17 protein-coding genes are annotated in these 24,775 nt (G+C 66.3%); 8 read left to right on the top strand and 9 right to left on the bottom strand.

Annotation, left to right across the window (positions count from 1 at the left end; all coding sequences use genetic code 11):
• Nucleotides 1-89 precede the first annotated feature (89 nt).
• The gene (gene hflC, locus JI743_RS13030) at nt 90-941 is read right to left on the bottom strand and encodes a protease modulator HflC (protein ID WP_201928791.1); all 852 of its coding nucleotides are present in this window, start codon (nt 939-941) and stop codon (nt 90-92) included.
• Nucleotides 941-2,101: a protease modulator HflK gene (gene hflK / locus JI743_RS13025; RefSeq protein WP_201928790.1), complete on the bottom strand. Its 1,161-nt coding sequence runs from the start codon at nt 2,099-2,101 to the stop codon at nt 941-943. The genes hflC and hflK overlap by 1 nt, the downstream gene beginning before the upstream one ends.
• Nucleotides 2,102-2,191: 90 nt before the next feature.
• Here hflK and JI743_RS13020 point away from each other — a divergent pair, with 90 nt between their 5' ends.
• The 8 genes from JI743_RS13020 (at nt 2,192) to JI743_RS12985 (ending at nt 10,314) form a co-directional block, all read left to right on the top strand.
• Nucleotides 2,192-3,166, top strand: a complete 975-nt coding sequence (locus tag JI743_RS13020; protein ID WP_330902821.1) for an Mrp/NBP35 family ATP-binding protein — start codon at nt 2,192-2,194, stop codon at nt 3,164-3,166.
• 2 nt (nt 3,167-3,168) lie between these two features.
• Complete coding sequence (locus JI743_RS13015) at nt 3,169-3,591, top strand: CoA-binding protein (RefSeq protein ID WP_201928789.1); 423 nt, start codon at nt 3,169-3,171, stop codon at nt 3,589-3,591.
• Nucleotides 3,588-4,184 carry a hypothetical protein gene (locus JI743_RS13010; RefSeq protein WP_201928788.1) on the top strand — a complete coding sequence of 199 codons (597 nt, stop codon included), beginning with the start codon at nt 3,588-3,590 and terminating at the stop codon, nt 4,182-4,184. Before JI743_RS13015 ends, JI743_RS13010 begins: the two co-directional genes overlap by 4 nt.
• A 47-nt stretch (nt 4,185-4,231) precedes the next feature.
• On the top strand, nt 4,232-6,520 hold the full coding sequence (locus JI743_RS13005; RefSeq protein WP_201928787.1) for a xanthine dehydrogenase family protein molybdopterin-binding subunit: 2,289 nt from the start codon (nt 4,232-4,234) through the stop codon (nt 6,518-6,520).
• Complete coding sequence (gene hemH, locus JI743_RS13000) at nt 6,517-7,512, top strand: ferrochelatase (RefSeq protein ID WP_201928786.1); 996 nt, start codon at nt 6,517-6,519, stop codon at nt 7,510-7,512. Before JI743_RS13005 ends, hemH begins: the two co-directional genes overlap by 4 nt.
• A gap of 96 nt (nt 7,513-7,608) precedes the next feature.
• Nucleotides 7,609-9,261 carry a DUF1963 domain-containing protein gene (locus tag JI743_RS12995; protein WP_201928785.1) on the top strand — a complete coding sequence of 551 codons (1,653 nt, stop codon included), beginning with the start codon at nt 7,609-7,611 and terminating at the stop codon, nt 9,259-9,261.
• An 83-nt stretch (nt 9,262-9,344) separates the two neighbouring features.
• Nucleotides 9,345-10,067, top strand: a complete 723-nt coding sequence (gene phbB / locus JI743_RS12990) for an acetoacetyl-CoA reductase (RefSeq protein ID WP_201928784.1) — start codon at nt 9,345-9,347, stop codon at nt 10,065-10,067.
• Nucleotides 10,009-10,314 carry a ribbon-helix-helix domain-containing protein gene (locus tag JI743_RS12985; RefSeq protein WP_201928783.1) on the top strand — a complete coding sequence of 102 codons (306 nt, stop codon included), beginning with the start codon at nt 10,009-10,011 and terminating at the stop codon, nt 10,312-10,314. The genes phbB and JI743_RS12985 overlap by 59 nt, the downstream gene beginning before the upstream one ends.
• Here the strand turns inward: JI743_RS12985 and JI743_RS12980 are convergent.
• From JI743_RS12980 to JI743_RS12950, 7 genes are all read right to left on the bottom strand, one after another.
• Nucleotides 10,299-11,156, bottom strand: coding sequence for an ATP-grasp domain-containing protein (locus JI743_RS12980; RefSeq protein WP_201928782.1), 858 nt, complete (start codon nt 11,154-11,156; stop codon nt 10,299-10,301). The two genes, JI743_RS12985 and JI743_RS12980, sit on opposite strands and share 16 nt — an antisense overlap.
• Nucleotides 11,157-15,872, bottom strand: coding sequence for an NAD-glutamate dehydrogenase domain-containing protein (locus tag JI743_RS12975; protein WP_201928781.1), 4,716 nt, complete (start codon nt 15,870-15,872; stop codon nt 11,157-11,159). It abuts the gene before it with no gap.
• A 163-nt stretch (nt 15,873-16,035) separates the two neighbouring features.
• On the bottom strand, nt 16,036-17,394 hold the full coding sequence (locus JI743_RS12970) for a PAS domain-containing protein (RefSeq protein WP_201928780.1): 1,359 nt from the start codon (nt 17,392-17,394) through the stop codon (nt 16,036-16,038).
• Nucleotides 17,395-17,538: 144 nt separating this feature from the next.
• Complete coding sequence (locus tag JI743_RS12965) at nt 17,539-18,948, bottom strand: efflux transporter outer membrane subunit (protein WP_201928779.1); 1,410 nt, start codon at nt 18,946-18,948, stop codon at nt 17,539-17,541.
• Nucleotides 18,949-18,959: 11 nt separating this feature from the next.
• Entirely contained in the window at nt 18,960-22,142 is a 3,183-nt protein-coding gene (locus JI743_RS12960; protein ID WP_201928778.1) for an efflux RND transporter permease subunit, read from the bottom strand.
• 130 nt (nt 22,143-22,272) lie between these two features.
• A complete protein-coding gene (locus JI743_RS12955; protein ID WP_201928777.1) occupies nt 22,273-23,541 on the bottom strand; it encodes an efflux RND transporter periplasmic adaptor subunit in 1,269 nt (422 codons plus the stop codon).
• A 376-nt stretch (nt 23,542-23,917) separates the two neighbouring features.
• On the bottom strand, nt 23,918-24,529 hold the full coding sequence (locus JI743_RS12950; protein WP_201928776.1) for a TetR/AcrR family transcriptional regulator: 612 nt from the start codon (nt 24,527-24,529) through the stop codon (nt 23,918-23,920).
• Between the last annotated feature and the right edge of the window lie 246 nt (nt 24,530-24,775).

Raw genomic sequence — 24,775 nt, 5'->3', positions numbered from 1 at the left:
CCCCGGCGCCGGTTATCTGGCGCCCTGCGGCTGAACGCCATTTGAACATGAACGGCTCTTGCACGAACCGTTCATCGTCGATGTCGGCGTCAGTTCCCGCGAAAACGTTTCAGATATTCATTTTCCGGCGACAGGATGATCGACGTTCCGCCCTGGTTGTTCTCACCGAGGAAGGTCTGTCGATAACTCTGCATTGCGCGGTAGAAGTCGTAAAATTCGGGATCCTTGCCAAAGCTTTCGGCATAGATGCGCGCGGCCTCGCCGTCCGCGCTGCCGCGGATGATCTGCGCTTCCTTTTGCCCTTCGGCACGGATCGCTATCGCCTCTTGCTGGCGGGCCGTGCGCATGCGGTTGTATGCGGCCTCCAGCGTCGCCCCCAGCGGGAGGTCGGCGCGCTTGATCCGCACATCGATAATCTCGGCGCCATATTTCTGCGCCTCGCGGTTCAGCGCGACCTGGATATTGTCCATCACCGCGCCGCGTTCGGGCGAAAGCAAGGTCGCGAAAGTGCGCTTGCCAAGCTCGTTACGCAGCGACGAGCCGAGGATCGTCGCCAGCTGTTGCTGCAACCGCTCTTCGGTACGGATCGCGGTGTACATGCGCACCGGATTTGTGATGCGGAAACGCGCAAAGGCATCGACCTGCAACCGCTGCTGGTCGGTCGACAGAACCTGCTGGCGTTCCATGTTGATGCCGAGGATGCGCTTGTCGATAAATTGGATGCCGTCGACGAAGGGCATCCGCATCGCCAGACCGGCACCCGACTCGCCGAACTCCTCGTTCGGTTTGTAACGGTTTACCGTCCCCTGAATCTCGCCGAAGCGCAGAATCAGCGCCTGCCGGTCTTCGGGCACGATTGCCAGCGTCTGCGACAGGATGACGAGCAGGGCGACGCCGGCAACAAGCAACCGGACCGGATTGGCCAAAAGCGATCGAAACATCACTGGCCTCCCTTCGGCGCGTCGGGCACCGCCGTTATCCGGCGCTGAACTTGATCGAGCGGCAGATAGGGCGTCACCCCGCGCGCTTCGACAATGGTCTTGTCGACGTTCGACAACACTTGCTCCATCGTTTCATAGTAAAGGCGTTGGCGCGTCACGCCAGGCGCAAGCCGGTACTGTTCGTAGATCTTGTCGAACGCCGCCGTGTCGCCGCGCGCGCGTTCCAGCACCTGTTGCTGATAGGCACGAGCAAGGTTGATCGCCGATTCGCGTTCCTGCCGCGCCGCCGTCACCTCCTTGAACGCCTCATCGACCTGGCTCGGCGGGTCGACCTGGCGGATTGCGATGCCCTGGATCAGCACGCCGGCGCGATATTGATCAAGCAATTCCTGCATGCGGCGCTGCACCTGCGCTTCGATTTCGACGCGGCCGGGGCCGATCGCCTGGACGAGGTCGAAATTGGCAACGGTCGCGCGCATAGCGCTTTCGGCAACTTCGCGGATCGTGCCTTCAGGATCTGCAAGCTGAAAGAAGAACAGCTCGGGATCGCGTACCGACCACCGAACCTCATAAGCGAGATCTACGATGCTCTGGTCGCGCGTCAGGACGAAATTCTCGTCGGTCGCATTGGGCGAGCCAATCGCCATCGTGCGGATCGCCCGCACATCCTCCAGCCGAATCCGCTCGATCGGCGCTGGCCAGGTCAGCTTGACCCCCGGCGGGACGGTCCGCGTATAGCTGCCGAAACGGGTGATGACGCCCTCTTTCTCGGGCGGAACAATGTGAAAGGACGTGAAGGCGATCCAGATGAGGATGACGGCTCCGACGACCCATTTCCACATACGCGCCGAATCGCCGAAGTTGAGGCCGCCGCCGCCGCCCGATCCGCCGCCGCCGAAGCCGCCGCGCCCCTTGCGGAGCAGCTCGTCGAGCGCCGAGGGACCGCGCGGCTTGCGGCCGCGGCTGATGTCGATCGGATCGGGCGTCACCCACGGGTTGCGCGGGCCGGGCCGCTTGCCGTCGTCGTCGCCCTTGTCGTCACCGCCACCCTTCGGGCCGCTCCCCCACGGGCTCTTGGCCATCTGGCTGATCTGATGGAAAAATTGCCGCAAGCCCTCTGGCGCGCGGCGTCCCATACTGCCTTCATTATCGTTGCTCATGCTGCTTTTATAGGGAGGACGCGCGCGATTAACAGGGGGGCAAGCGAAAATGGGTGGCAATCGCGCAAACCATGCCTATCTGCGCGGGACATGACCGATACCGCTCCCCTTGCCAGCATCGCGGCCGACCTGACCGGCGGCCGCGCCTCGGGCCTGCGCTTCCTCGACGAAGACGGAACGCTCGCCATCATCCTCGACGTTACGGGGCTTGCCGAAAGCGACCGCAAACCGCTTGAGGACAAACTTCGCGACGCGATGCTCGCAAGGCCGGGCGTCACCGCGGTACGCGTCGCGATGACCGCCGAGCGCAAGGGGCTGACGCTGATCGCCGTCGGCAGCGGCAAGGGCGGCGTCGGCAAATCGACGCTCGCGGCGAATCTCGCGGTCGCGCTTCAGCGGCGCGGGGTGAAGGTCGGGCTGGTCGACGCCGACATCTATGGCCCCTCGCAGCCACGCCTGATGGACAGCGAAGGCGTCAAGCCGGAGGCGCGCGGGCCAAAGCTGGTTCCCGTCCCCAATGCCTATGGCGTGCCGATGCTCTCGACCGGGCAGATCGCGGCGCCGGGACAGGCGATCGCGTGGCGCGGCCCGATGGCGGGCAAGGCGCTCGAGCAGCTTGTCGATGCGAGCTGGGGCGAGATCGACACGCTGGTTGTTGACCTGCCCCCCGGCACCGGGGATGTCCAGTTGACGATGATCCAGCGACACAAACCCGCAGGGGCGGTTATCATTTCGACTCCCCAGGACCTCGCGCTGATGGATGCGACGCGCGCGATCAGCTTTTTCGAGCAGGCCGACGTTCCGATAATCGGATTGGTCGAGAATATGGCGGGCTATGCCTGCCCGCATTGTGGCGAAACAAGCGACCCCTTCGGCAGCGGCGGCGCCGAGGCAGCGGCGGCTCAGATGGATATTGCCTTCCTCGGCCGTGTTCCTTTGTCGATGGGCCTCCGCCTCGCCAGCGACGGCGGCGTGCCCCCGGCGGCCGGAACCGACCCGCAGGGCGAGGTGTTCCATGCGATAGCCGCGAAGGTCGCGGACTGGCTGGACGCGCGAAAGGGCTGAATATGGCGATCAACGACGAAGGCGAAATCCGCGACCTGCTGGGACAGTCGCGCCGCATCGCGGTGGTCGGCGCGTCGCCCAATCCCGCGCGTCCGTCGAACGGCGTCCTCGCCTTCCTCGTCGCGCAGGGGCATGATGTGATCGCGGTGAACCCCGGCCATGCCGGATCGACAATCCACGGCGCCCCCGTCGTCGCGAGCCTCGCCGACGTCGAACCGCCCGCCGAGATGGTCGACATCTTTCGCAACAGCGAAGCCGCAGGCGGCGTGGTCGACGAAGCGATCGTCCACGGTGCCAAGGCCGTGTGGATGCAGATGGGTGTCGTCAACCAAGCGGCGGCCGGGCGCGCGGAAAAAGCCGGACTGACCGTCGTAATGGACCGCTGCCCCAAGGTCGAAATTCCGCGGCTCGGGCTCCTCCGTTGAGGTTCATCGCGCTCCTCGCTACTGCCGTCGGCCTTGCCGGTTGCGCGTCGACGCAAGCGGCGACCGACCCGCAGGACGCCTTTTTTGCGGCACTGACGGCACATTGCGGCAAGGCTTATGCCGGCCAGCTCGTTTCGGAACAGGAGGCGGACGCCGCCATGCGGGGGAAGCAAATGGTGATGCATGTCCGCCGCTGCACCCCCGACCGCATCGAAATCCCCTTTCACATCGCGGGGATGGCCGATGACGGCGGCTGGGATCGTTCGCGCACATGGATTGTCACGCGAACCGCGACGGGCCTCCGGCTGAAGCACGACCATCGCCACGCCGACGGCAGCGCGGACGAGGTAACGATGTATGGTGGCGACACGCTGACGCCGGAAAGCGCAATCCGGCAAGAATTTCCGGTGGATGCCGAGTCGATCGAACTGTTCGAACGAACGGGGCGCAGCGTATCGACGACAAATGTCTGGGCGATCGAGACGACCGACACCGGCTATGTTTACGAGCTGCGCCGCGCGGGCCGCCTGTTCCGTGTCGCCTTCGACTATAGTCAGCCCGTCGCGCCGCCGCCGGCACCCTGGGGCTGGTGAGCGAAAGGCTTTGCCACGCCGACTCGCGCTGACTATCAGCAGCGGGCATGACCGGCATCCGCGACAAGGTTGGGAAAGGCAAGACGCGCCTGCCGCACGTCAGCCGCCGTTCGATCCTCGTCGGCGCAACCGCCGCGGGCGGGCTTGCCGTTGCATGGGCACTATGGCCGCGCGCCTACGGCCCGAACCTCACCGCCGCGCCCGACGAGCATGTCTTCAACGCCTTTCTGAAGATCGGCGACGACGGCCATATCAGCGCGATCGTCCCACAGTGCGAGATGGGCCAAGGCGTCACCACGCTGCTGCCGCAGATCATGGCCGACGAGCTCGGCGCCGATTGGCGCACGATCGCGGTCGAGACCGCGCCGATCAGCCCGATCTATGCCAACACCCTGCTCGTCGACGAGGACAGCGCGACCTTCACCCCGCGCAGCGGCGTCCCCGACGCCGTGCAGGATGTGCGGTCGTGGGTGCGCCGCGAATGGGCGGTGCGCAACGCCGTCATGCTTACCGCGAACTCGTCGTCGGTGCGGATGTTCGAAGGGCCGTGCCGCGACGCTGCGGCGCAGGCGCGGGCCTTGCTGATGAAGGCGGCGGCGCGGCGCTGGGATGCCGATTGGGAAGAATGCGATACGCAGGACGGATTCGTCACGCTCGGCACCAAGCGGTTGCGCTTCGGCGACCTCGCCGCCGAGGCCGCGACGCTCGATCCGCCAGCCGAACCCGTCTATCGCGCCAGCAGCGCCGATCCGCTCTACGGCAAGGAACTGACGCGGCTCGACCTTCCGGCCAAGATCGACGGATCGGCCAATTACGCCGGCGATATCCGGCTTCCCGATATGGTGTACGCCGCGATCCGTCAGGGGCCGCTTGGCGCGACGCGGCTCAGATCGATCGACCGCAAGGCGGGGATGGCGTCGCCGGGCCTGCTCCATATCGTCACGCACGAGCGCTGGATCGCGACGGTCGCGCGCAACTGGTGGGCGGCGAACCGTGCGCTCGACCGCTTTGCGCCGACATTCGAAACCGAAGGCGCGCCGATCTCGAACGATATGATCGATGCAGCGCTGGTCGCGGCGCTGGACGGCGACGGCTACCGTGTCGCGAGCAAGGGCGACGTCGCCGAAGCAATGGAGGGGCGGCGGCAACTGACTGCCGAATTTCTTGTCGCCCCGGCGCTCCACGCCTCGATCGAGACGCGCACCGCGACCGCTGCACCCGACGGCGACGGCATCCGCGTCTGGGTCGCGACGCAGGCACCGACACAGTGCCGCGACGCCATCGCACGCGCGACCGGCCTGCCCGAAAATGCGGTGACGCTGTTTCCGATGATGGCGGGCGGCTCGTTCGACGCCTGCCTTGACCATAGTGTCGCGGTGCAGGCGGCAATCATCGCGCGCGAGATAAAGCGGCCGGTCCAGCTCGCCTGGTCGCGCGCGGAGGAAATCATGCGCGTCGCCCCGCGCGCACCGGCGCGGGCGAAACTGTCCGCGACGCTCAACGCCGCCGGGGGTCTCGACGCGCTGGTCACGCGCATCGCCGTTCCGTCGACCAACCATGAAGTCCGCGCGCGCCTGTTCGACAACAGGCCCGCCGACGAAGCGCAGCGCGCCTCGGTCGGGCGCCCGGATGCCGCCGCGGTCGAGGGGGCGGCCGCGCGCTATGCGATTCCGCATTTTGCCGTCGATCATTGTCCTGCCGACATCGGCCTGCCGACGGCGCGCTGGCGCGGCAATGCCGACAGCTACACTGCCTTTTTCACCGAATGTTTCATCGACGAACTCGCGGCGCGCGCCGGGACCGATGCCCTGTCCTATCGCATGGCAATGCTCGGCGATGCGCCCTTGCTCGCACGCTGCCTGCTGACCGTAACCAGCCTCGGCGGCTGGGAGGGCGGGCTTGCCGGCACGGCGCAAGGCCTTGCCTGCCATTCGATGCGCGGCAGCCACATCGCGCTGATGGCGACCGCACGGCAGAGCGACAGGGGGTTGCAGGTCGAACAGCTTGTGGCGGTGGTCGACGCGGGGCGCCTCGTCAATCCGGCGGTCGCGCGCCAGCAGGTCGAGGGCGGGCTGGTCTTCGGCCTCGCCGCCGCGGTCGGGGCGACCACCGATTATGAAGGCGGCGTCGCGACCGCGCGCAAGCTCCACCAGCTCGGCCTGCCGCGGCTTTCGCAATGCCCCGAGATCATAGTCGAATTTGTCGACAGCGACCGCGACCCCGGCGGACTCGGCGAAGTCGGCGTTCCGGTTGTCGCCCCGGCCATTGCCAACGCGATGTTCGCCGCAACCGGCCGCCGCATCCGCCGCCTGCCGCTGTCGGCGCATCCGCTATGACGCTCCCGTCCGGCCATCCTCCCGTCACGCCGTCGCAGGTCGGCGTCTTGCTCGTCAATCTCGGCACGCCCGATGCGCCCGAGCCGCGCGCGGTGCGCCGCTATCTCAAGCAGTTCCTGTCCGACCGCCGCGTCGTCGAAATCCCGGCACTCCTGTGGCAACCGATCCTGCGCGGAATCATCCTGACGACGCGCCCACGAAAATCGGCGCACGCCTATGCACAGGTGTGGACCGATGCCGGATCGCCGCTTGCCGCGGTGACGCAGGCGCAAGCGGCATCGCTGCAGACGATGCTCGGCCCGGACATCCGCGTGGCGCACGCCATGCGCTATGGCGAGCCCGCGATCGGATCCGCGCTCGACGTGCTGATGTCCGCAGGCTGCCGCCGCATCCTCGTCGCGCCGCTCTATCCGCAATATTGTGCCGCGACGACCGCGACCGTGGTCGACGCGGTCGGCGCGCATCTCGCGACGCTGCGCTGGCAACCGACGCTGCGCTATTTGCCGCCCTATCACGACGACCCGGCCTATATTGCGGCGCTTGCCGCCTCGGTTCGGGCGCAGCTGGCGACGCTCGATTTCGCTCCCGACGTGCTGCTCGCGAGTTTTCACGGCATGCCCGAGCGCACACTGCATTTGGGCGATCCCTATCATTGCCATTGCCAAAAGACGGCGCGACTTTTGTCCGAAACGCTCGGCCGCCCGGTCGAAGTCGCGTTCCAGTCGCGCTTCGGGCGCGCCAAATGGCTCGAACCCGCGACCGACGCACGGCTCGAGGCGCTCGGCCGTGAAGGCAAAAGCGTCGCTGTCGTGGCGCCTGGATTCTCCGCCGACTGCCTCGAAACGCTGGAGGAACTTGCGATCCGCGGGCGCGAACAATTTATCGCGGCGGGCGGGCAGAAATTCGCCTATCTCCCGTGCCTTAACGACAGCGGCGACGGCATGACGATGCTCGAAAACCTCGTCCGGCGCGAACTTTCAGGCTGGCTCTAACCGGCCTGTCGCTTACCTGCTGTTTAGAACCTTGATCTAGACTGATCCGGTATGGCGCCGGAATGGCGACTGCTGGACAGGTCTGGAGATCAATGGATGAGTGACATCGAAGCGGCGGCCTTGCGGCTCGCCTTGTTCACTCTGGCCTTTCTCGCGGTCGTCCTGCTCGTCTGGTGGGTTCGCAGGCCAAAGGTCGAGCATGCAGGGCCCAAAGCTCCGCGCCTCGGCATAGAGGGCGGCTTGGCAAAGTTGCGGCGCCGGGATCCGGACGTCGAAGAGGTGGAGATCGCCCCGGCACGGCTGGCCCGCGTCAGCGGCTCGGCGCCGCTTGCCCCGCTTCCCGAAGCCGAATTTGACGACGCACCACAACCCGGCACCGCTTCTTCCGCCGACACCGCTGCGACTGCCCGGCAAGTGACCGAAAGCCCGTCGCCGGTCGAGCCGGCGGTTGCCGACTTTTCCCCGGCCTTCGAACCGGAAATTCCGGCTCCCGCCCTCAGCGAAGAGGGGCCGGAAACAACCGCTGCGCCCGAAGTGCCCGCCGATGAGCTGATCGAGGCGGTGGCGCTACAGGCAGAAGCTGCGGCCAACCTGCCCACGCCTGAACGCTACGCGGCAACTTCGGCCACTTTCGCGCCGCGCTTCCCGCCGCACGGCGACGCGCCGGTTCACAGCTGGCTCGGCGGGCGCCCCCGCCTCCCTAAAACGATGGAGTGGCCGAAGGTCGACGGTCGCGAGGGCGATTTCCTTGCACAGATTTCCTGCGCCGCATTGCCACCGATGATCTGGGACGGCGTCGGCCCCCGCTCGGGCTGGCTCGCCTTTTTCGCCAATCCCGACAGCGGATCACCTGCGGTGCTCCATCTTTCCGAGGATGGTCCGCCGCGCGATCCGCCGCACCCGGTAGGCGCGCTCTGGTCGCCGCCCGGACCCGGCCTTGGGGGCTTTGCACGCCGCGCATTCCCCGAATGGCCCATCGATCAGGTCAACGGACACGTGGCGCTGTGTTCGGACGTCGCCGACGCAAGCACCGAAGCCTATGACGTTGCCGATCCTGCCTTCCACCCTTTCGACTGGGACAGCCTGACGGCGATGATCGGCCTTCTCGAAAGCCGGCGCGACCGGCTTGACGTCGATGGCGTGGCGCCCGCCGATGCCAGCGACGAGCTGGCGCAGGCGGTCGCAGACGCCGCGGTCGCCAACCGGTCCGCCGACGCGCGCATCCGCGAAATCATCGCCGTCGTGCGCGAAAGCGCTGGACAGGGCAGCTTCACCGCCGCGGGGGCTACGGCGGTGATGGAGGGGCTGCAGACGATCCGCTGGAACGAGGTCGTCACGCACACCGACCCAGAAACCGGCGAGGATCTGGTCGAAACGCTCGAACTGCCGCTCACGCGTCACCATCCGGCCGCCGATCTGTGGGTCGACGACTGGCGGGCGCTGCTAGCCGATCATGCGAAACACGCCTGGTGCGCCGATCGCAATCGACTCCCCGAACCGCTGCGCGCCGCACTCGAGCCCGAATGGCAGCGAATGGTCGCGGCCGAGACGGTCGTGCTGGGCGGAAGAGCCGGCGGCTTTGTTCCCAGTTTCGATGCCGACTTCGACGCCATTCTGTTGCATCTTCCCGCCAGCGCACTTTTCAACCGCAGCGCTGCGACAGGGAATGGCGCAATCGTCGCGATCCGAAAATCCGACCTGGCTGCGGGCAATTTTTCCCGCGTCAGGATGCTGCGCCGCGCTGAATAGCATTGCGGTTGACGTTCCGGTCAACTTGCTGCTCCCTTGGCCCCGTCCTAATCAGGATGAAACGGACTGGGAGAGATTGATTCATGACACGCGTTGCAATTGTCACCGGGGGCAGCCGCGGGATCGGAGAGGCGATCAGCCTCGCACTCAAGGACATGGGAGTCACCGTCGTCGCCAACTATGGCGGCAATGACGAAAAGGCGCGCGAGTTTTCCGAGCGCACCGGGATCAAGGCGTTTAAATGGGACGTCGGCGACCATCAGGCGTGCCTCGACGGCTGCGCGCGGGTGACCGAAGAGGTCGGCCCGGTCGACATCGTCGTAAACAATGCTGGCATCACCCGCGACGGCACGCTCGCGCGGATGAGCCATTCCGATTGGGACGACGTGATGCGCGTCAACCTCGGCGGCTGTTTCAACATGGCGAAAGCCTGTTTCCCTGGCATGGTCGAGCGCGGTTGGGGGCGCATCGTCAACATCGGGTCGATCAACGGGCAGGCGGGGCAGTACGGCCAGGTCAACTATGCCGCCGCAAAATCGGGCATCCACGGTTTCACCAAGGCGCTCGCGCAGGAAGGCGCGAAGAAGGGCGTTACCGTCAACGCAATCGCGCCGGGCTATATCGACACCGACATGGTCGCAGCGGTGCCCGCTGCAGTGCTCGAAAAGATCGTCGCGAAAATCCCGGTCGGCCGCCTTGGCCACGCCGAGGAAATCGCGCGCGGCGTCGCCTTTCTGTGCAGCGAGGATGCGGGCTTCGTCACCGGATCGACGATGTCGATCAACGGTGGGCAGCATATGTATTGAGGTGCCGGGCGGCCTTCACCCCCCGGTAAAGCGCTCGGTCACCATTGCCGGGCATCCGACCTCGATCAGTCTTGAGCCGATGTTCTGGAGTGCGTTGGAGGTAGAGGCCGAGCGGCTCGGCCTGCCAGTCAACGCACTCGTCGCGAGGATCGATGTCGACCGCATGGACGCCGACGTGCCGCCCAACCTCACCTCGGCAATCCGCCAATGGCTGTGGCAGCGCCGCGCCGGTCAGAGCGCGGCGTAGATCGCGCGGGCAAAGGCCGCGCCCTTGTCGGGCGCATGATGCAGGAAAAGCGAGGGCTCGATCAGTTCGAGCTCCATGATGTGAAGCCTGCCCGCACCGTCGGCGACCATGTCGACCCGCGCATAAACCGGGGCGACGGGTGCGACAGCGAGCGCGGCGTCGGCGAGCGCGTGCGCTTCGGCGCTCGCCTCCCATGCCGTTTCGCGACCGCCAAATTGTTCCTGAACACGAAAATCGCCGGTGGCAGGCCTTTTGACGACCGCGTGGCTGAAGCGCCCGCCGAAATAGAAAAGCGAAAACTCGCCGCTGTCGAGCACGCCGCGCATCATCGGCTGGACGAGCCTGCGCTGTCCCGTCGCATCGACCGGAATCGGAGTGCCGGGGCCGAGGCGGTGCGTCCCGTCGGCGCCGCCCGAGATCGCGGGCTTGATCACGACCTCCTCCCCACCCAACACCACACGCGCGGCGTCGAGCGCCGCATCGTCGAGCGCTGCGACCTCGACCGTGGGAACGATTGCGACGCCTTTGGCTTCCAGATCGCGCAGATAGGCCTTGTCGCTATTCCATCGGAGGAGCGCGACAGGGTTGATAACGTGCCGCGCAGAAGCCTCGAAATCGCCGAGAAGTTCATACCAGCGCGCGACATCGCGCTGGTAACCCCAGGCGAAAAGCGGCAGGACAAGGTCGAAACCCGCCAGATCGCCCGGCGCGGTCCAGACGTGCTCGTCGACCGCCAGCCCTGCGCCGTTCAGCGCCGCTGCCTTGCGCGCAAAGGCCGGACGCCAGTTCTCGGGATAGTCAGGCGCCGGGACGAGGATCGCGACGCGCGGCTGGTAGGGCACCTACCGCCCCAGCAACCCGCGCGCCTGCCCCGCAATGTGCGAAAGCATCGCGCCATTGGGGCTGGCGATCGTGCGCGCACGGTCGATCGTACCGCGGAACTGCGCGACGCGCGGGGCGTGTTCGGCAAGCCACTGCGTTACCGCCGCGTCGAGTTCACCCCCAGGTAAACTGCCGAGGAAGGTCAGCCGCATCTGCTGGAAGTCGCGCGCAAGGCTGTTGACCAGCAGCCGCTCCCACGGGTCGCTCGGGCTCATATGCGCGGCCAGCGTCTGCGCCCAGTCGAGCCCCAAAGCTTCGCCGAGGTGGGTGAAGGCGTGCGTCACCGAAACCTCGTCGTCGCCGCGCCGTTCGGCAAGATCGACGATGCCGATCGCGCCGTCGAGCTTGAACAGCCGCACGACCGACGCCGCGAGCGCGTCCGGCGCCCCCGCTTCGAGCAATTGCTGGGTGAGCACCTCCCACTGGCGGCGCACCGATTCGCCGAGCAGGCTGTCGACTCGCGCGGTGAGACGCTCGACCCCCGGTGCGAGCCGCGCAACGAGCGGTCCAGGCTGGGCGCCGCTGGGCGCAACGCGCAGCAGGTCGGCCATTTGCGAGGCCATCGCCGAAGCGGCCTGGCCGAAAAGCGACAGGCGGATCGCCTCGTCGATCGCCGCGGCGTCGAGTGCTGACCAGATGGCCTGCATCCCCATCAGCCGCTCGACCGCGACAAAGGCAGAAGCGACGTCGCCGAGCGCGCAGCCTTCCTCTTCGACCAGTTCGAACGGATGGACGATACCCATGCGGTTGACGATACGGTTCGCCAGCTTGGTCGCGATGATTTCGCGGCGTAGCTGGTGGCCCTCGATCGCCCCGGCAAAGTCGCGCTGCATTTCCGCAGGGAAAGCAGCGGCGAGGTCGGCTGCAAGAGCGGGATCGTCGGGAAGGTCGCTGGCTTCGATCGCGTCCTGCAGCGCGAGCTTGGCGGTCGAGAGCAGCACCGCGAGTTCGGGGCGCGTCAGCCCGCGGCCTTCCTGCGAGCGGCGGAGCAGATCGTCGTTGACCGCGAGCCCCTCGACCTTGCGGTCGAGCCGACCCGCTGCCTCGAACGTCTCCATGATCCGCACGAGCGACGGAACCGCCGCCGCGCCGCCCTTTTCGGCAATCGACAACGCGAGCGCCTGAAGCCTGTTATCCTCGAGTACGAGCGCCGACACATCGTCGGTCATCCGCACCAGCAGCGCGTCGCGATCCTCCTGACCGAGACGCCCTTCGACCATCTCGCGATTCAGTGCGATCTTGATATTGACCTCATTGTCCGAACAATCGACGCCGGCGCTATTGTCGATGAAGTCGGTGTTGATCCGCCCGCCCTTCGCCGCAAAGGCGATGCGCGCCGCCTGCGTGACGCCAAGGTTCGCGCCCTCTCCGATCGCCTTGACCTGCAGATCCTCGGCATCGACGCGCAGCGCATCGTTTGCGGGGTCGCCGACCTCGGCATTATTCTGGCTCGCCGCCTTCACATAGGTGCCGATACCGCCGAACCAGAGGAGATCGACCGGCGCCTTGAGGATGGCGGAGATCAGCGTGCTCGGGTCCGTCGCATCGACGTCGACCCCCAGCATTGCCTTGACTTCGGGGGTCAGCGGAATGCTTTTCTGGCTGCGCGGAAACACCCCGCCGCCTTTCGAGATCAGCTTCTTGTCATAATCGTCCCAGCTCGACCGCGGCAGCGCGAACATGCGCGCGCGTTCCTTCCAGCTTTTCGCCGGATCGGGGTCGGGGTCGAGGAAGATATGGCGGTGGTCGAACGCCGCGACGAGCTTGATCGCCTTCGACAGCAGCATGCCGTTGCCGAACACGTCGCCCGACATGTCGCCGCAGCCCGCGACGCGGATCGTGTCGCTCTGCACATCGATGTCCATTTCGGCGAAGTGGCGCTGGACCGAAACCCACGCGCCCTTGGCGGTGATGCCCATCGCCTTGTGGTCATAGCCCTTCGACCCGCCGCTTGCGAAGGCGTCGCCGAGCCAGAAGTCGCGTTCCATCGCAAGACCGTTCGCGACGTCGGAGAAGGTCGCGGTTCCCTTGTCGGCGGCGACCACGAAATAGGGATCGTCGCCGTCGAGGATCGTCACGCCCGCGGGATGCACGACCTTGCCGCCGACGATATTGTCGGTGATCGACAGCAGCGAGCGGATGAAGATGCGATAGCATTCGGTCCCCTCGGCGAACCAGGCATCGCGATTCTCGACCACGCTGGGCAGCGTCTTGGGATAGAAGCCGCCCTTCGCGCCGGTCGGCACGATGACGGCGTTCTTGACGCGCTGCGCCTTCATGAGCCCGAGGATTTCGGTACGGAAGTCGTCACGCCGGTCGGACCAGCGCAGCCCGCCGCGCGCGACCGGGCCGGCGCGCAGGTGAACGCCCTCGACGCGCGGCGAATAGACCCACACTTCGCGCCACGGCAGCGGCTTGGGCAGGCCGGGAATCTGGCTCGAGTCGATCTTGAAGGCGAGCGCCTCGGCGGCGGCGGGCGCAAAGGCGTTGGTACGCAGCGTCGCGCCGATGACCGCGTTGAACAACCGCAGGATACGGTCGTCATCGATCGCCTTGATGCCGGCAAAGCCCGTCTGGATTTCAGCCTCGATCGCCGCGGCGCGAGCTTGGTCGTGCGCTTCCGGGTCATGCAATGCGCGAAACCGCGCGATCATCGCGTTCGTCAGCGCGGGCGCGTGGCGCAACGCGGCGACGACGGTGTCCATCCCATAGGCCGAACCGCCCTGACGCAGGTAACGGAACCAAGCGCGCAGCCAGACGATCGCCTGCGGCTCGGTCTGCGTGACGAGCACCAGCTCGTTGAACGCGTCATTCTCTGCCGCGCCATCGAGCACCGCGACGATTGCCTGCTCGATAACCTCGGCGTGCGGCAGCAACGCCTTTTCGTCGACCGACGCCGGAATACGCAGCGTGAAGTCATGAATGACGATCGGGGGCTCGCTGTCGGCGTCGACGCCCGCAGGACGTCCGGTGCCGAGGACGGTCGGGATCTCCTCGAGCACCTCGAAGCCGAAATGTTCGAGCGCGGGGACGACGTCGGACAAGGCGAGCGGACCGACCGCGCTATAGACTTTGAGCCGCAACCGGTCGTCGCCGTCGAGGCTCTTGCGCGCAAGCCGTACCGTGCGCGGCTTGTCGGCGTCGAGATCGCGCAGCCGCAAAATGTCGCGCGCCGCTTCTTCAGGATTATAGAGATTGCGATAGTTCGGAGGAAACAGCGGCGCAAATCGCGACGCAAGCGCCGCCGCACGCGCCGGATCGCCGCGCCGCGCGAGCGCGCCCTCGACCTCTGGCTGCCAGCCGCGCACCATCTGTTCGAGTTGGAGGTTGAGCGCATCGGCGTCGGGAACGACGCCGCCGCTCCTGAGGTCGAGCGTGAAGCGGAGCAGCGCCGCGCCTCCGTCCTCGAGCACCATCGTCCAGCCGATCACGCCCGCGCGCGCCTCGCGCACCAGCATCGATTCGACCGCAAGGCGGCGGCCGGTGGACACCTCGTCGCGCGGCAACCAGACAAAGACGAACAAATGGCGGCCGAGCGCGCTGCGCACCGTCACCAGCTTCGGGCGCGGGCGGTCGGTAATCGACATCGACGTCAGCGCGAGATCCTCGAGCGACTTGGCGTCGAAGGCAATAAGGAGGTCGTGCGGCAACGCGGTGAGCGCGTGCGCCAGCGCCTTGCCCGCGTGGCCGGTCGGATCAAAGTCGAACTTGGCCATCAGCGCGTCGAGCGCGGCACGCAGCACGGGCACCTTGTCGGGACGCGCCGACAACGCGGCGCTGGTCCACAGGCCTGCGTGAATCGACAGACGTTCGATCGCCTTCCCCTTCGTTTCGGGGACGATGACCAGATCGAGCAGGACGCGCCGATGGACCGACGACAGACGATTGGACTTGATGAGCAGCGGAGCCTTCCCGCCTTTTTCAAACCATTTAAATGCCGCATGGAGCCCGGCCGGCGACAGAAGTTCGCCGTCGGCCGACGCCGCCACGCCGAGCGCATCCTGCGCCTCGCCGTCCCGCGTCCGCCATTCGTGGCCGAGTTGGGTCATCGCCCCGCCTTCGAACCAGCGCAGCAACTCTGCCCCTTCGTCCTCGCAACGCATCGCAGCGTCGGCGAGCATCGCGGCCCGCATAGCCTTCCAGTCGGACACGGCCGCGCGGACATCCGCAAGTGCCGATTGAAGCGCATTGAGGAGACGCCGTCGCGCGCGCGCGTCACCGCGCTCAAGCTCCATATAGATCACCGATTCGCGGGCAGGATCGGACATTTTCTTCGCATCGACATCGACCAATCGCCCGGCGGCGTCGCGCGATACCGAAACGACAGGGTGGAGGATGCGATGCACGACCAGCCCCTGCGCGCCGGCAATCTGCGAGGTCGAATCGACAAGGAAGGGCATGTCGTCGTTCACGACGGCAAGGCGCATCCGGCGGTCGGTCCCCTCAGCCTCGATCGGTTCAAGGAGGAGCGACGGTTGCCCCTTTGCCCGAGCAAGTGAAGCACGCGCAACGAAAACACCGGCTTCGGCGAGCGCCGTCTTGCCGAGGTCGTCGCCTTCGCCGGGCAGCGCGCTGCCTTTCAGCGCGGCTTCAAAGGCTTTGGCGATTTTTGCGGGAACATCGGTGGCTGGCGCCGAGGCTTCGACTTCGGCGGTATCGGACTCATTCTGGGGCATAGGGTGACGCATCCCGAACCAAGGTGTGACGGGGCTTTTACCGACGATCGGCAGCCCCGTTCGGTCTGGCCCCTATGCTCCTGCTACGCGCGCGGCTCAAGTCCCTGCGAGCGACACCGCGTAAAAATATTTCAACTTTAGGATTGTCTGTTACGCGGTCGCGTCAGGGCGCGGGGGCGATCGGGATCGCCTTCTTCGCAAGCCGCGCGACGAGCGCCTTGTCGTCGGCCGCCTTCGCGACGATTCCGATATGGCCGCCGGGCATCGCGCGCGCAATCAGCACCACAAACTCGGCCTCGCCCGCCTCATGTTCGAGGATCAACGCCGGCTGTGCGCTGCGAAGCGCATCGAGGGCGGCTTCGTCGTCGACCTTGGCGTCGGACGGTTTGCGGCGCGCGCGAACATCCTTGACGACGCCCTTGAGTCCGCCCGGATAGCTGTCGAGATAGGACGCCAGTTCGCCACGCCCGACGCCCTCGTCTTTTGCATGGCCGAGCACGCAGGCATATTCGGCAAGGCGCGTCTTGTCATAGGAGGGGCCAAAGACGAGCTTGACGATCGGCGTCATCGGCGCGCGGTCCTGTGCTTTCAATCCCGCATCGTCGAGCAGTTCGGCATAGTCGTCGGGACGCCGTTCGGCGACCAGCGCGAAATCCCAAGCCATGCCGATCGCGCGATAGAGCGCGGTGCGGCTGCGGCTGTCGGCGGCGACCGCGCGCTCGGCGGTTTCGCGCGCCGCGGCAAGCCAGTCGGCAAGGCCGGCGTCGTCGCCGGGTTCCGTTTCCGCATCGTCCGCCACCGGTTCTGCAACCGCATCTTCGGCGGTTTCGGTCAGCAGCATGGCTTCGTCGGCATCGCTATCGTCGGCGAGCGCGGCGAAACCGGGCCCCGCGTCATCGTCGATATGTTCGGAGTCGGGGCCGTCGGCCCACACCGGAACGGGGGCAGAGAGCGGCGCCGCGGCGCGTAGCGCCTGTTCGACCGACAATTGCAGTTCGGCATCGACGTCGGAAGCGACGGCTTCCTTCCAGTTGATGACGCCCATGATGAAATCGATCGTATCGTCGTCGGACGAAAAGGGCAGCAGGATGCCGCGATACATGATGGTGGTGCCGCGATCGTTGACGAATTCGGCTTCGAATCCGATCGGCGCGCGGTTCGCGATGATCTGGAGATAATGGTCGGTCAGCCGCGACAGCAGCGAGCGCCCGGGTATCTGGTTGATGTAATTGACATCTTCGTCGATTTGCGATTCGTCGCGAAGCCGGTGGCCGAGGAAGGATATTCCCGGATTTTCGATGCCCTGAGTGAAATCGAGCAGCACGGCATTGCCGCCGAAATCGGCGCCTTCGAGGTCGAGGTCCTCGACCGAGGGATAGGCGCGATCGCCCAGCAGCGACGCCCAATAATTATAGGCGCGAACCTGCATCCGCCGTTCGTCGACTCCCACCATCGGCGGGGCGTCGATGGCTGCGTCCTCCTGGCCGTGGCTGCCCGAAACCAGCCCGCGCATGCTGTCCATCATTCATCCCCAGTCGCAAACATTCGCAAATGTCATGCAACAGGAGTGGTAAAGTTGGCGTAAACGATGACCCGCGCGACCGCGCAGCCCGCGAGTAGCGCGGGCGTCGCGGCGATTAAGCGCGGACTGTCGAAGCGCTGGCGATCAGCTCGACCAGCCGCCGGCAAGTGCGCGGAACAAAGCGATCTGGCGCCGCGAGATTTGCGCGTCCTGCGCAGCGAGCACCGCCTCCGCCTCGGCAAAGGTGCGTTCGGCGTCGAGCCATTCGAGCGAGTCGGCTGCGCCCTCTGCCCGCTTGGCGCGCACGATGCGCGCCGCGCGTTCGGACTGGTCGCGCGCGGCGCGTAGCGCCTGCCGCTGTTCGAGCGACCGGGCATAGGAGGAGAGTGCCGTCTCGGTCTCTTCGAGCGCGCGCAGCACCGTCCCGTCGAAGCGCGCAAGCGACGCCTGCGTCCCCGCCTCCGCCGCCGCGATGCGCGCACGCGCGGGTTCCTGATTGGGGAAGGCCCAGTTGATGAGCGGGCCGAGCAACCAGCGCAGCGGCCCGCCGCCGAACACGTCGCCGAAGCCCGATCCGGTCGATCCCGCCGACGCACCGAGCGTGATGCGCGGATAAAGATCGGCGGTCGCAACGCCGACGCGCGCGGTATCGGCGGCGAGGCGGCGTTCGGCGGCGCGGACGTCGGGGCGACGCTTCAACAGCGCCGCCCCGTCACCGACTGGGATCGGGTCGGTGATCTCGAGGCCGATCGCCCTTTCGCCGGCGATAGCGGGCAGTTCGGACGGCGTGCGGCCGGTCAAGGTCGCAAGGCGGAAGAGCGCGGCCTGGCGCTCGGCCTCGATCGCCGGAATGTCGGCGGCGCGCTGGTCGCGCAACGTCGCGATGCGCGCAAGGTCGAGCCCGGTGGCAAGGCCCGCCTCCTTCCGACGATCGGTAAGCTTCACCTGCTGGTCGAGCAGCTCGACGATGCGGCGCGCGACGCCGAGCCGCGCCGCGCCCGACGCCGCATCGGCATAGGCCTGCGTCGTGTCGGAGACAGCGACGACGCGCACCGCCTCGGCATCGGCTTCGGCAGCGGCAAGGTCGCTGCGCGCGGCCTCGACCGAGCGGCTCACGCGGCCGAAGAGATCGACCTCGTACGACACGCCGATGCCGACATCGACCGCCCAATCCTCGCGCGGCGCGCCAGGCGCGCGCTGGCCTTCGGGGCTGCGGCCATATTGCGCGCCGGCGCCAATTTGGCCCTGCGGCAGACGGTCGGCACTGGCACCGCGCAATCCGGCGCGCGCCCGCGCGATATTGGCGACCGCGACGCGCACGTCGGTATTCGCGGCGAGCGCGTCGCGGACGAGGCCGTCGAGCACGGGGTCGTCGTAGAGACGCCACCAGTTGGCTGCGACCGGCGCCAGCGACACCGCCGGGCTGCTCGCCGCAACGAACGACCCGGTTGCGGCGGGGGCGGAGGCCGATTGCGGTGGCTTATAGTCGGGACCGACCGCGCAGGCGGCGAGCGCGAGCGCCGAAGCGGCGGCGGCGAGAGTGCGGCGGGTCATCGTCATTCTCCTTATTCGGCCGGGACCGGCAGTGCGGCCGAGCTGCCGCGTCCGCCGCGCCGCTGCGCGATCCAGTCGCCGAGCGCGCGGCAGACGACATAGAAGGTCGGGGTGAAGATCAGCCCGAACGCGGTCACGCCGAGCATCCCGAAGAAGACCGCGGTGCCGAGCGCCTGCCGCAGCTCGGCGCCCGCTCCGCTCGCGATGAGCAGCGGCACCGCGCCGAGGATGAAAGCAAAGCTCGTCATCAGGATCGGGCGCAGGCGGTCGCGGGCCGCGCGCACCGCAGCTTCGATCGGCGACAGCCCGTCCTGCTCCTCGGCCTGCTTGGCGAACTCGACGATCAGGATCGCATTCTTTGCCGCCAGCGCGATCAGGACGACGAGCCCGATCTGCGTCAGGACATTATTGTCCATGCCGCGCAGGTTCACGCCGATCATCGCCGCGAGCAGGCACATTGGCACGATCAGGATGATCGCGAGCGGCAGCACGAGGCTTTCATATTGCGCCGCGAGCACGAGGAAGACAAACAAGACCGCCAAGGCGAAAACGATACCCGCCGTGTTCGCCGCCGCCTTCTGCTGGAAGGCGATACCGGTCCATTCGGTGCCAAAGCCCGCGGGCAGTGTTTCCGACGCAAGCTTTTCCATCGTCGTGAGCGAGGCGCCCGACGACGAACCGGGGGCGGTGTCACCGTCGATCTCGACCGCGGGGAAGAGGTTATAGCGCGTCACGCGATACGGCCCCGTGCGGTCCTCGAAATTGGCGACCGAGCCGATCGGCACCATCGCGCCCGAATTTGACCGGGTATAGAGATTGGCGATGTCGGACACCGTCTGGCGATAGGGTGCGTCGGCCTGCGCAGTAACGCGATAGGTGCGCCCGAGCAGGTTGAAGTCGTTGACGAACGCCGAGCCCAGATAGACTTGCAGCGCCTCGAATACCCGTTCGGGCGGAACGCCGAGCATGTTCGCCTTGGCGCGATCAATGTCGGCATAGACACGCGGGTTGGTCGGGTCGAAGAAGGTGAAGACGTTCATCAGCCCCGGCGTTCCGTTCGCCTTGCCGATAAGGTCGCCAGACACCTTGGCGAGTTCGGCATATCCGTGCCCGCCGCGGTCCTGCACGACCATGCGATAGCCACCCGCCGAGCCGATCCCCTGGATCAGCGGCGGCGGGATGATGACGATCTGCGCCTCGGTAATGTCGGCAGTGTTCGCCCGCGCCTGACCGATGATCTCATCAAGCGTCACGCCGAGCTTCCTGCGCTCCTCAAAGCTTTTGAGCGGGAAATAGGCGGCGGCCGAATTGGGCGCGAGCGTCTGCGACGGGCCGTCGAAGCCCGCGAGCATCACCGATCCCAGCACGCCTTCGACCGGAAGCACACGCTGCGCCACCTTCTGCAGCACCGCGTCGGTGCGTTCGACCGACGCGCCCGAGGGAAGCTTGGCGACGACCAGGAAATAGCCTTGGTCCTGCGCCGGGATGAACCCCGTCGGCGTCGCCCAGAACAGCCCCGCCGTCGCGGCGATCAGCGCGGCATAGGCCGCCATCACCTTCTTCGGCGCGCGCACGAGCCGCGCGGTCAGGCGCGCATAGGCCGCGGCCGTCCGTTCGAAGCCGCGATTGAACGCATCGCCCGCGCGGTGGACGGCGCGCAGCACCGCATTTTCCTCTTTCGGCGCAGCGTGCGGCTTCAGAAGGATGGCGGCAAGCGCCGGCGACAGGGTGAGCGAGAGGATCAGCGAGATGATCGTCGCGGTCGAGATCGTCACCGCAAACTGCTGATAGAAAGCGCCCGACAGGCCGGTGAGGAACAGCGTCGGCACGAACACCGCGCAGAGCACGAGCACGATCGCGACAAGCGCCGCCGACACCTCGTCCATCGAGGTGCGCGCCGCCTCGAGCGCCGACATGCCCTTTTCCAGATTGCGCTCGACATTTTCAACGACGACGATCGCATCGTCGACGACAATCCCGATCGCAAGCACCAACCCGAAAAGCGAAAGGTTGTTCAGGCTATAGCCGACCGCCGCAAGCACTGCGAAGGTCCCGATCAGCGACACGGGAATGGCGAGCACCGGGATGATCGCCGCGCGCCATTTTTGCAGGAAAACCAAAATGACGATGACGACGAGGAATACCGCCTCGACCAGCGTGTCCATCACCGCGTCGATCGACTGGGCGATAAACTCCGTGGGGTTATAGATGACGCGATATTCGAGGCCCTTGGGAAAGCTTTTCGACGCCGCTTCCATTTCGGCCTCGACCGCCTGCGCGGCGGCAAGCGCGTTCGACCCCGGCCGCTGGAAGGTCGCGAGGATCACGGTCGGATCGCCCGACAAATAGGTATTGCTGTTATAATCCGCCGCGCCGAGTTCGACGCGTGCAACGTCGGATACGCGCACCTGTCGCCCATCGGCATCGCTGCGGATCACGACATTGGCGAATTCGGCGGGATCGGCTAGGCGCCCCTGCGTTTCGACGTTGAGCTGGAAGTCGCTGCCGCTCGCGAAGGGCGGCTGGCCCAACGTGCCCGCCGCGACCTGGACATTCTCGCGCCGCAATGCCGCGACGATCTCACCTGCGGTCAGGTCGAGCGCGGCGGCGCGGCCGGGGTCGATCCACACGCGCATCGCATAGTCGCGCGACCCGAAAAGCCGCACGTCGCCGACGCCGTCGAGGCGCGCGAGCCGGTCGCGGAGCTGGGTGAGGGCGTAATTGGAGATATAGGCGCGATCGAGCGACTTGTCGGGCGACACCAGGTTGACGATCAGCAGGAAGTCGGGCGAAGTCTTGCGCGTTACGACGCCCAGCCGCTGCACTGTTTCGGGCAGCCGCGGCGTCGCGATCGCGACGCGGTTCTGCACGAGCACCTGCGCCGCATCGAGGTCGGTCCCCGTCTTGAAGGTGACCGTGATCGTGACATTCCCGTCGCCGGTCGACTGGCTGCTCATATAGAGCATATTGTCGACGCCGTTGATTTCCTGCTCGATCGGCGCTGCGACCGTGTCGGCAACCGTCTCGGCCGAAGCGCCCGGATAGCTCGCCTGCACAGTCACCGTGGGCGGGACGATGTCGGGATATTGCGACACCGGAAGCCCGATATAGGCGACCGCGCCGACGATGGTGATGATCACCGCGATGACGGCCGCAAAGATCGGCCGGTCGATGAAGAAGCGTGATAGGCGCATGGGAGAGCCCCTGTCTGATATTCGAAAGTTGGCGCCTCAAATCCTCCCGTCACCCCGGCGAGGGCCGGGATCTGGACGTGGACGATCAATGCTCCGTTGAGATCCCGGCCTTCGCCGGGATGACGAATGACTACCTCGCAAACGTTGCCTGCGACGACACCGGCTCGCTGGCATCGGCCACCTGCTTCGGTGCCGCTGCTACGATCTTTCCGGCCTTTGTCGCCGCCTTCGTACCGGGCTGCGCAAACTGATAGCCGGCGATAACCACCCGGTCGGTTGGCGTCAGACCCGAGCGAATAACCCGCAGCCCGTCGATGTCGGGACCGATCTCGACCGGCTTGGCAGCGACCGTTCCGTCCTTGCCGACGGCATAGACGATCTTGCGCGCCTGGTCGGTCTGCACGGCGGCGGCGGGAACGAGCAGCGCACGCGTGGTCTGGCCGGTCGACAGCCGCATGTTGCCGAACATGCCGGGGGTCAGGAAAAGGTCGGGATTGTCGAAGCGCGCGCGAGCGCGGATCGTCCCCGAGCGCGGGTCGAGTCCGTTGTCGGTGAAATCGAGGCGACCCTTCCAGCGATAGTCGTTTTCGTCCTGAAGCCGCACCTCGACGGTCGCATTCCTGTCGCCGCCCTCGCGCTTGGTCTTGAGGAACAAGGCTTCGGAACCCTGGAAGGCGAAATAGATGGGGTCGAGCGCATTGATCGTGGTGAGCAAGGTCCCCCCCGCGTCGCCCGCCGAGACGAGGTTGCCCGAATCGACCAGACGGTCGGAAATGCGGCCACTCATCGGCGCACGCACGGTCGCGAATTCGACATCGAGCGCGCGCGCTGCGATGCGTGCATTCGCCGCAGCAAGTGCAGCATTAGCCGCCTGCACACGCGCGCGCAGCCGGTCGATCTCGCTCTGCGACACCGCCTCGACGTCGACGAGACGACTCGCGCGCTCCAGTTCGAGCCGCGCAAGCGCAAGGTCGCTGCGCGAACTGGCGGCCGCGGCATTCGCCTCGGCCAGCGCGGCGCGGAACGGACGCGGGTCGATGGTAAAGAGCGGCTGGCCCTTGCGGACGATCTGGCCGTCGGTGAAATGGATGGCAGTGACGGCGCCCGACACGCGCGGGCGCACTTCGACCGAATTGCTGGCCTCGAAACGGCCGATATAATCGTCCCACAACGTCACCTCGCGCGACAGCGGCGTAGCGACGGTCAGCACGGGCGCGGGCATTGCGGCAGCCGGCGGCGGCGCAGCACGCAGCAGCCACCACGCGCCCGCAACGACGACGAGTAAAGCGCCGAACCACAGCGCCCGCCGCTTGCGATTCGGGTGGAGCAGGTCGCGAAGGTCGCGGCGGACCTGCGCGTCGGCGGGGTCGACTTTTTCGATCGGCGTATGGACGGTCATGGCGATGCCTCTTCACTGTCTGTCGATTCACGTCGCGCACACCGCACGGCGCGCACACTTCAAACACCGAAGGCGCACGCCCCCGATCCCATTCCTTGTCGGCAATCCTCTTTGATGGCGGACAGGGCGCGCCCTGCCCGAACGTCGCCCGGTTACCCCGGGCTGTCTGTATTGGCCGCAGGCAAAGACGCATGTCCGCGAACCGGCGAGCAACGTCTTCACAGGCAATATTGTCGAGGCAGACCTTCGCCGGCCGCCTTGCGTTTCAAAACACAAGACGGCCAGCCGGGGGGAGAGCCTTTATGTACTGAATGGTATATTAACGGGGAGCGAAACCGTCAAGGGCATTTCATACCGAGCGGTAAAAATTTTTCTTCTAGCGTCCCGGCCACAGCTTGAGGCAGGTTTCGACGAGTCGTTCGAGTTCGGCGCGTGTCGCGCCGGCGCCCGCCTGCACCGCCATGCCCTGGTTGATCGCCGTAAGCAGCGCGGCGAGCCCTTCGGGCTCGACGTCGGGCGGCAGGTCGCCGTCTGCCTTGGCCTGTTCGAAGCGATCGAGCATCGCGCGCTTCGCGGCGGCACCGCGCGCAAGCACGGCATCGCGAATACATTCGGCCTCCGACCCGCAAGCGACCGAGGCGATAACGCCCAAACAGCCGCCGGGATTGTCGGGGCAGCAATGCATGTCGAGCGCGCCGTACATCAACCGCTCGGCGACACCACGCGCGGTCGGAGCCTCGAGCGCCGCGCGCATATAGTCGGCCTTTTCGCGCTCATAAAGGTCGAGCGCCTTGTTGAAGAGCGCTTCCTTGTTTCCGAACGCCGCATAGAGGCTGGGCTTGGTAATCCCCATCGCCTCGGTCAGGTCGTTCATCGACGTGCCCTCATACCCCTTGGTCCAGAACACGCGCAGCGCCGCAGCAAGCGCTGCGTCAACGCAGAATTCGCGCGGCCGACCCTTGGGAATGGCAGGAGCTTCTACTTCCATAACGGGTGGTATATATGTAGGGTGCGCGCGATTGTCCAGTGGGCAGACCACGCGCCCGCGCGGCACTCACGCACCCGAGCCGGAATCACATTCATCGGACAGATATGTTTTAATTCAGCATTTTAGGGTCAGGACCCATTGATTTGCGGTGAAGGCTGTGATTCAGGCTTGGGGTGAGGAGCCTGAATGATGAGTGATTTGTATTGGCTGACGGACGAGCAGATGGCGCGTCTTCAGCCATATTTC

The organism is Sphingopyxis jiangsuensis (assembly GCF_016734905.1).
Classification (GTDB): domain Bacteria; phylum Pseudomonadota; class Alphaproteobacteria; order Sphingomonadales; family Sphingomonadaceae; genus Sphingopyxis; species Sphingopyxis jiangsuensis.
Note: the sequence above shows the minus strand (reverse complement) of the source record. Positions and strands in the feature narration are given on the sequence as shown.